General features: G+C 65.5%; 7 protein-coding genes and 2 pseudogenes. 8 read left to right on the forward strand and 1 reads right to left on the reverse strand.

Annotated elements, in window-relative coordinates; genetic code table 11:
* From DM995_RS10865 to DM995_RS10885, 6 genes and pseudogenes are all read left to right on the forward strand, one after another.
* On the forward strand, positions 1–518 hold a 518-nt coding region (locus DM995_RS10865), incomplete at its 5' end, for a queuosine precursor transporter (RefSeq protein ID WP_157973286.1).
* Positions 515–1411 carry an acetylglutamate kinase gene (gene argB, locus DM995_RS10870; protein WP_116969430.1) on the forward strand — a complete coding sequence of 299 codons (897 nt, stop codon included), beginning with the start codon at positions 515–517 and terminating at the stop codon, positions 1409–1411. The genes DM995_RS10865 and argB, both read left to right, overlap by 4 nt.
* Positions 1412–1490: 79 nt before the next feature.
* On the forward strand, positions 1491–1781 hold the full coding sequence (locus DM995_RS10875) for a YggT family protein (protein WP_023839117.1): 291 nt from the start codon (positions 1491–1493) through the stop codon (positions 1779–1781).
* Between the two features lie 60 nt (positions 1782–1841).
* Positions 1842–2424: pseudogene (locus tag DM995_RS10880) on the forward strand (tetrahydrofolate dehydrogenase/cyclohydrolase catalytic domain-containing protein); the annotation flags it as partial.
* 78 nt (positions 2425–2502) lie between these two features.
* Positions 2503–3117 carry a hypothetical protein gene (locus DM995_RS21830; protein ID WP_198669457.1) on the forward strand — a complete coding sequence of 205 codons (615 nt, stop codon included), beginning with the start codon at positions 2503–2505 and terminating at the stop codon, positions 3115–3117.
* Complete coding sequence (locus tag DM995_RS10885) at positions 3114–3734, forward strand: MarC family protein (RefSeq protein WP_116970423.1); 621 nt, start codon at positions 3114–3116, stop codon at positions 3732–3734. Before DM995_RS21830 ends, DM995_RS10885 begins: the two co-directional genes overlap by 4 nt.
* A gap of 353 nt (positions 3735–4087) precedes the next feature.
* On the opposite strand, the gene DM995_RS10890 is transcribed toward DM995_RS10885, so the two are convergent.
* Entirely contained in the window at positions 4088–5896 is a 1809-nt protein-coding gene (locus DM995_RS10890) for an autotransporter domain-containing protein (RefSeq protein WP_116969431.1), read from the reverse strand.
* Positions 5897–6332: 436 nt separating this feature from the next.
* Between DM995_RS10890 and DM995_RS10895 the strand changes: the two genes are divergently transcribed.
* Positions 6333–7139, forward strand: a complete 807-nt coding sequence (locus DM995_RS10895) for an exodeoxyribonuclease III (protein WP_023839127.1) — start codon at positions 6333–6335, stop codon at positions 7137–7139.
* 28 nt (positions 7140–7167) lie between these two features.
* Positions 7168–7739, forward strand: a pseudogene (locus DM995_RS10900) (GTP cyclohydrolase II); the annotation flags it as partial.

Here is a 7739-nt window from a genome sequence, read left to right on the forward strand (position 1 = left end):
TCGCGGTCGAGGCGGGCATCTTCGCCTTTCTGCTGCTCGTCGTGGTGTCGAGCGCGATCGCCGAATTGCACGGGCGCGATACCGCCAACAACCTGGTCAAGTTCGGCTTCGTGCCGCTGCTGTTCTCGATGGCCCTTTCCTGGATCGTCTGGTCGCTGCCGCCCTCGCCCGACATGGCGCCGGAAAATGCGAGCGCGATCCAGCTGATCCTCGGCGCGACAGGGCGGATCTGGGCCGCAGGGGTGTGCGCCTATGGCGTGTCGCAATTCCTCAACGTCTATATCTTCTCCAAGCTGCAGAACATGCCGGGCCGCTTCCTCGCGGTGCGCGGGGTGATCGCCTCGGCATTGTCGCAGATCGTCGACACGCTGATCTTCGTCACCATCGCCTTTTACGGCGTGTTCCCGATCGGCCAGTTGCTCGTCGGCCAGATGGTCGCCAAGGTCGCGCTTTCGGTCGCGCTGGTGCCGTTCCTGATTGTGTTCTTCGTCCGGCTGGGCAAAAGGCTCGACGCATGAGCGATACCATTCACGATCCCGCGCTGCTCGCCAAGGCAGAGACGCTGACCGAGGCGCTGCCCTTCATGCAGCGCTATGCCGGCAAGAGCTTCGTCGTCAAATATGGCGGCCATGCGATGGGCGATCCCGAGCTGGCGCGCGACTTTGCCGAGGATATCGTGCTGTTGAAGGCCGTAGGGATCAACCCGGTCGTCGTGCACGGCGGCGGCCCGCAGATCGGCGCGATGCTGAAGCGGCTGGGCGTCCAGTCCGAGTTCATCGACGGGCTGCGCGTCACCGACAGCGAGACCGCCAATGTCGCCGAGATGGTGCTGGGCGCGATCAACAAGGAGCTGGTGACCTGGATTGCGGCAGCCGGCGGCAAGGCGATCGGCATCAGCGGCAAGGACGCCGGCTTCGTCCGCGCGAGCAAGGTCGAGCGGACGATGCGCGACCCCGACAGCAATATCGAGCGCGCGATCGACCTCGGCTTTGTCGGCGAGCCCGAAGCGATCGACTGCACGGTGCTCAAGACCATTTCGGACGCCGGCATGATCCCCGTGGTCTCGCCGATCGGCGTGGGCCCCGACGGCCAGACCTACAATATTAATGCCGATACCATGGCGGGCGCGGTCGCGGCGGCGCTCGGGGCATCGCGGCTGTTCCTCCTGACCGATGTCTCGGGCGTGCTCGACAAGGCGAAGCAGCTGCTCACCGACCTGACACCGCAGGACATTGCCGCGCTCCGCGCCGACGGCACGATCACCGGCGGCATGATCCCCAAGCTCGAGACCTGCGTCCATGCGGTCGAGCAGGGCGTCGATGCGGCTGTGGTGCTCGACGGTCGCGTCCCGCACGCGATGCTGCTCGAGATCTTCACCTCGCGCGGTGCGGGCACGCTGATCCGCGCGTAACCGCTTTAGTCTTGTAATACACCCTGGATCGCTCTAGATATCCGGCCAGGATATCCGACAAGCCCATAGCGAGAGACCCATGCAGATCGTGCTCGAAATCCTGGATATCATCCTGCAGGTGGTGACGTGGTTCATCATCATCCAGATCGTGCTGTCCTGGCTGATCGCGTTCAACGTCGTCAGCATGCAGAACGATCTGGTCCGCCAGCTGGTCGAATCGCTGCATCGGATCACCGAGCCGCTCTATCGCCCGGTGCGCAAGATCCTGCCCGATCTCGGCATGATCGACCTGGCACCGATGGTGGTGATCCTGATCGTGATGATCCTGCGCAATTCGATCATCCCCCGGCTCTGGGAACAGTTCGCCTAAGGCACAGATTTCCGCGCTCGGCTGTGGCATTCGGGGCCGTTTGCCGCTAGGGCTCAGGCCATGACAGCCCGGATCATCGACGGTAAGGCCTTTGCGGCCGGTTTGCGCGCGCGCCTCGCCGCGCGTGTCCCCAGCTTTGTGGAACAGGCGGGCCGCGCGCCCGGCCTTGCCGTGGTGCTGGTGGGCGAGGATCCCGCGAGCCAGGTCTATGTCCGCTCCAAGCACAAGGCGACTCTCGAGGCCGGGATGGAGAGCTTCGAGCATCGCCTTCCCGCCGAGACCAGCCAGCAGGAGCTGCTCGCTCTGGTCGCCGCGCTCAACGCCGACGACACTGTCGACGGCATTCTCGTGCAGTTGCCGCTGCCGGGCCATATCGACGACAAGGCAGTGCTGGCGGCGATCGATCCGGCCAAGGATGTCGATGGGTTTCATGTCGTCAATGCCGGCAGACTCGCGGTGGGCGAAGAGGCGCTGGTACCGTGCACGCCGCTCGGATCGCTGATGCTGCTGCAGGATGTGCTGGGCGATCTGTCCGGGCTGCACGCGGTGGTGATCGGGCGGTCGAACATCGTCGGCAAGCCGATGGCGCAGCTGCTGCTGCAGCAAAGCTGCACCGTGACGATCGCGCACAGCCGGAGCCCAGCCCGGGCCGCCGCCGCGCGAGGATCGGCGTGGGCCGCCGCCCGGGCCGCCGGGGCAATCCTATGCCAATTCGAGCGCGGTGCTGGTCTCCGAGATCGCTTTCGCGCGGCTGGCGCAGGACAAGGGCCAGTGGACCGCGTTCCGCGAAACCGCGTCCGAGCATGCGCTGCTGTTCGTTCCGCAGCCGGTGCTCGCGCAGGCCTGGCTCAAGGGCCGCGCCGATCCGGCGCAGGCGGTGAAATGGCAGCCGCAAAAGCTGTTCATGGCGTGCGACGGGCGCACCGGCGCCTCGACCGGGGCCTCGCAATTTCCTGGCGGCGCGGTGGGCTATTACACCACCGTCTGGCAGAATCTGGAAAAGCCGCGCGCCAAGAAGCCCGACTGGAAATGGGTGCTCGACCATGGCGCGCTGCTCAAGGAGCCGCGCGCCGGGGACGAGATGATCTCTTCGCGCACCGCCGCGTGCACCGGCAACCCCAAGGCGGCGCTGGGTGCTATCCCGTTCGGTCCGCCGCGCAAGGGCGAAAAGCCTGCGGCCCCCCCGACCAGCGGTGCGCGCGCATCGGCCGATGGCACGATGGTCTGGCGTTGGGAGGTGCGCGCCGATGGCAGCCGCACGATCAGCATCGAACTGTGGAACGGCACCGGTTTCGACACCGTGGTGCGCGACGACGTTCCGGCGGACGCGGCATGATCGAGCTGTTCGTTTCCGCCTTCATCACTCTGTTCGTGGTGATCGACCCGCCCGGCTGCGCGCCGATCTATGCCAGCATGACCACGGGAGCCAATGCGCAGCAGCGGCGCAGCATGGCGATCCGCGCGGTGGTCGTCGCAGGCGGCATCCTGCTCGTTTTCGCCCTGTTCGGCGAGGTGCTGCTTTCGGCGCTGCATATCGAACTCAACAGTTTCCGCATCGCGGGCGGCATCATGCTGTTCCTGATCGCGCTCGACATGGTGTTCGAAAAGCGCACCGAACGCCGCGAACAGCGCGCGCAGAAGGTGATGGAGACGCCCGAGATCGAGGATGTCTCGATCTTCCCGATGGCAATGCCGATGATCGCCGGCCCCGGCTCGATCGCCTCGGTGATGCTGCTGGTCTCGCAGAATACCGGGCTCGACCGTGCGCTGACCATCCTCGCCGCGCTGCTCGCCGTGCTGCTGCTCACCCTGGTCGCACTGCTGACCGCCGGCCCGCTGATGAAGCTGCTGGGGCAACAGGCCGAGGCGGTGATCACACGGCTGCTCGGCGTGCTGCTGGCGGCGCTGGCGGCGCAGTTCGTGATCGACGGGCTAAGGGCGAGTTTTCAATAGGGTGGCAGGGCGAGCGCGAGGCTTCCTCGTCAACGGCCATGCTCCCCGCGCAGCGTTACCATCGTCCGTCACCCTGGACTTGTTTCAGGGCCCATTTCTCCCCACGCGGCTTTCGGCTCTTGGGGCACGATGGGTCCTGAAACGAGTTCAGGATGACGTTGTATTGTTCAGCACGCGTGGCGCGGGGCCTTCGACAGGCTCAGGCTGAGCGGAGGCCGATCTGGGCAATGGCGTCGTCAGCAATCGGGTCATGATCCGCTACAAGCTCAAGTTCTAGCGCCGATGCTCAAAGCGAAAAGCCCGCCAGCCTTTCGGCTGACGGGCTTTCGTGAGGCTTGCGCCCGGGCTGGTGCTTAGAAGCGGAACAGCGCCGAGAGCGAGTATTGCTGCGCCTGGAAGTCCTGGCGACCCACCGTGGTGTCGATCGACGCGGTGAAGTCGAAGGTTGGCTGCGAGATGGTCAGACCGACGCCTGCTTCGGCCCAGGTCCGGTCGTCCGAACGATAGGCGAAGGGGAAGCGGCCCGTGGTGCTTCCGGCGAAATTGGCGCCGAAGAAGCGGTCGCCTTCCAGCACATCATAGACATAATCGGCATAGATGTACGGACGGAACACCGCGGTCTTCTTGGCACTGGCCGATGCGCCGACGCGGATCTGCAGGCTGTCGAACTTGTCGCGGTCGATGTCCAGAGCCGGACCGCCGCCCGCCTCGCGCACGTCGCCATAGTTGATATACTGGTACTGCGCGGCGATGCGCGGCGTGAAGACGATGGTCTTGGTTTCATACGCCTTGGAAAGGCCCAGTTCCGCCGTCAGCGCCAGGCTGTCGTCGGTGGTCGACAGGGTGAACGGAGCGCCGGCAATGAACAGCGAACGCGCGGTATCGACCTGGAAGCTGCCCGCGCTGATGCGGCCATCAAGGGTCAGCCCCTGGGCAGAGGTGAATGCACCATAGATGCTGCCTTCGATCAGTTCACCGGCGACTTGCTGGCCGAGCACGGCATTGGCATCGACATCCGAATAGCTGGCCGAGATGCCCAGCACCACGCCATCGCGCGGCAGATATTCGAAACCGCCCGAGATGAAATAGCCATCGAAGAAATCGCGGCGGCCATTGGTCAGCGCGGTCGGCATCGGTGCACCCTTGCCGTTCAGATAGCCGCCGCCCAGGTACAGCGCAAAACGGCTGTCGAGCGATGTCGCGTCGGTCACGGTCTCGCCGCTATCCTGCGCAGCCACGGCTGCCATCGCCCCGGGAAGCGCTGCACCGCTGGTGGCGGTGGCAGCGATGCCCATCGGCTGGCCGATCATCGCGATCGTGCCGCCCATGTCGCCGGACAGTGCCGACTGCATGCGGGTGCGGTGGAAGCGCGAGGTCGCCGACAGCATCGCTTCGCCGAGGTTCAGGCGAGTCGATTCGGTGAACGGAGCCAAGCCTTCGAACGTCGCCTGGATCTGTGCCGCCGACATCAGGTCGGTGCGCAGATAGACATCCGCATAGGTCCGCTCGGCACCGCGGTTGCTGTCGAAAATGCCGGCATAGGACCGCTGCACCGACGAGCCCGATGCGATCACGTTGCTGTAAAGGCCCGCAGTGATGCGCATGTCGACGGCATTGGCGCTGGTGGTCAGCACCGGCGTCAGGATGGCGCTGATCGGCGCCGCCGAGTTGAAGGCGGCAGAGATGCGGCCGCCGGTGGTGACGATGCGATAGGTATCGCCATTCTTGATCGTGTAGCCCGAAACCGGCGAGACGATCACGCGGCCACCCAGGCTGGCATCGCCGGTGATCGCCAGGCGATCCGACACGCCGTTGCCGACATCGACCGCGAACTGCGTCGCCGACGCCAGCACCGCGCTGCCATCGATGGTCAGCGTGCCCACGGTGCCGACGCCGCCCGGCGCGATCGTGCCCATGATGCTGGTCACGAACGGCGCCTGGATGGTGCCCGTACCGGTGAGCAGACCGGCCGCCAGCGTATAGTCACCCACCGAGCGCAGGCGACCATTGACGTTCACGGTGCCGCCCGTCTGGGTGACATCGATCAGGCTGGTGAGGTTGCCCGTTCCGGCCACGGTCAGGCCGGCGGTGTTGGCCACGGTCAGGCGGTCGATGGTGACGACGCTCGACAGCGTGGTGGTGCCCGCGTTGCTGAGGGTCACGTCGAAATAGCGACCCAGGGCTTTTGCTGTCCGCTCGCACGACTGTTGCGCATCGCAGCCTCGTCACCCCCGCGAAGGCTCGGGTCCCGCGTATTGGTCTCAGCCCAAGCCGAATAGCGGGATTCCCGCGTTCGCGGGAATGACGAGGAAATGGCCCTGATAGACCTCTCCTGCTGACGAACCGACGCCCGCCATCGACGAACTGCGAAGGGTTCGCAATTCCGTTCACATGGCAGACAGGGTTCGCTCGCTAGAACGGTTTTCGAAGACGGCGACGAGGTTTCCCCCTGTTACCTGGTCGAACCACCGGCTTCACCCAAGCGTGACGAACGCAACAAAGAACCCTCGTTCCAATGCCCCCGGGACGAGGGTTTTTTGCGCCCTGCCTAAAGTTTAGGGCTTGGGTTTGGCAGGTTCGCTGGCTAGAGCCTCTGCCATGGCTGCCCCTCTGAAAATCGCTTCGTGGAACATCAACTCGGTCCGTTTCCGGCTCGCCTCGGTGCAGCGGTTCCTCGCTGAAGAACAGCCCGACATCCTGTGCCTTCAGGAAACCAAGGTCATCAACAACGACTTTCCCGAAGGCCCTTTCCGCCAGCTCGGCTATAATTTCCAGAAGCTGCACGGCCAGCCGATGCACCATGGCGTGGCGATCATCAGCAAGATGCGGCTGAGCGACGACAACCGGCTCGACTGGCAGGCCAATGGCGAGGCGCGGCATATCGGCGTGAGCATCACCGGCCCCCTGGGTGGCACGGTGCGGCTGGAAAATGTCTATGTTCCTGCGGGCGGCGAGATTCCCGACCGCGATCTCAACCCCAAGTTCGGCCAGAAGCTCGATTTCATCGAGCGCATGACGCAATGGTCGCGCGGGCTCGGCGGGCGCACGATCATCCTGGGCGATTTCAACATCGCCCCGCTCGAATCGGACGTGTGGAGCCACAAGCAGCTGATCAACACCGTCAGCCATACCGCGATCGAGATCGAACGGTTGAAGGCCATGCAGGACGCGCACAACTGGGTCGATATCGGCCGCAAATTCTATCCCGCGCCGCAGCGGCTCTACACCTGGTGGAGCTATCGCGCGCGCGACTGGTCGGTTTCGGACAAGGGCCGCCGGCTCGACCATATCTGGGTCTCGCCCGATATCGTCGAGACGGTGAAGAGCCACCGCGTGGTCGAGCCGTGCCGCGGCTGGGCGCAGCCTTCGGACCATGCGCCGCTGATCAGCGAGTTCCTGTTCTGATGGCACCTGTCTCGGGGGGACAGGCGCGATGAACGCGCGTGCTGCGGCCCGGGCGCTCGATGCGCTGGCCCGGGGCTGGGACATCATCGTCGAGAGCGAGGACGGCAGGCTCGCGCTGCGTCCGGTCGAAACCGGCGGCGCGCCCTTGGGCACGGGCCGCAAGCTGCTGATCTCCGCCGCACGCGCGATCACGCTCAAGCTCGCCAACCAGAAAGAGGCCGCGCGCCCCGATGCGCCGGTGCTGATCGCGGTGCCCGGCGCGCTCGACAGCGCCCGCGCGATCGCGATTGCCGATCCCTCGCTCGATCTTGCGCAGCCGATGAAGGGGCCGTTCGCCGCGCTTCCCCTGCCTGCTCCGCAAGCTGCCGAAGCCGCGATGCAGCTCGCGCGGCTCGCGGGCCTGCTGCCCGCCTATCATCTGCTGGGGGATGGCGAGGCCGATCTCGACGCGCCGATCGTCACCCCCGCCGATGTCGCCGCCTATGCCGATCCGGCGCAGCTGCGCATCGCGGCGCGCGCGCGGCTGCCGGTGAGCGCGAGCGAAAGCGCCGAGATCGTCGCCTTCCGCTCGGACGCCGATTTCCACGAGCATGTCGCGCT

The organism is Blastomonas sp. UPD001 (genome assembly GCF_003426715.1).
GTDB lineage: Bacteria > Pseudomonadota > Alphaproteobacteria > Sphingomonadales > Sphingomonadaceae > Blastomonas.

Coding starts and splice junctions, on each gene's coding strand:
- argB (WP_116969430.1), top strand. CDS start 515: ATGAGCGATACCATTCACGATCCCGCGCTGCTCGCCAAGGCAGAGACG.
- DM995_RS10875 (WP_023839117.1), top strand. CDS start 1,491: ATGCAGATCGTGCTCGAAATCCTGGATATCATCCTGCAGGTGGTGACG.
- DM995_RS10885 (WP_116970423.1), top strand. CDS start 3,114: ATGATCGAGCTGTTCGTTTCCGCCTTCATCACTCTGTTCGTGGTGATC.
- DM995_RS10895 (WP_023839127.1), top strand. CDS start 6,333: ATGGCTGCCCCTCTGAAAATCGCTTCGTGGAACATCAACTCGGTCCGT.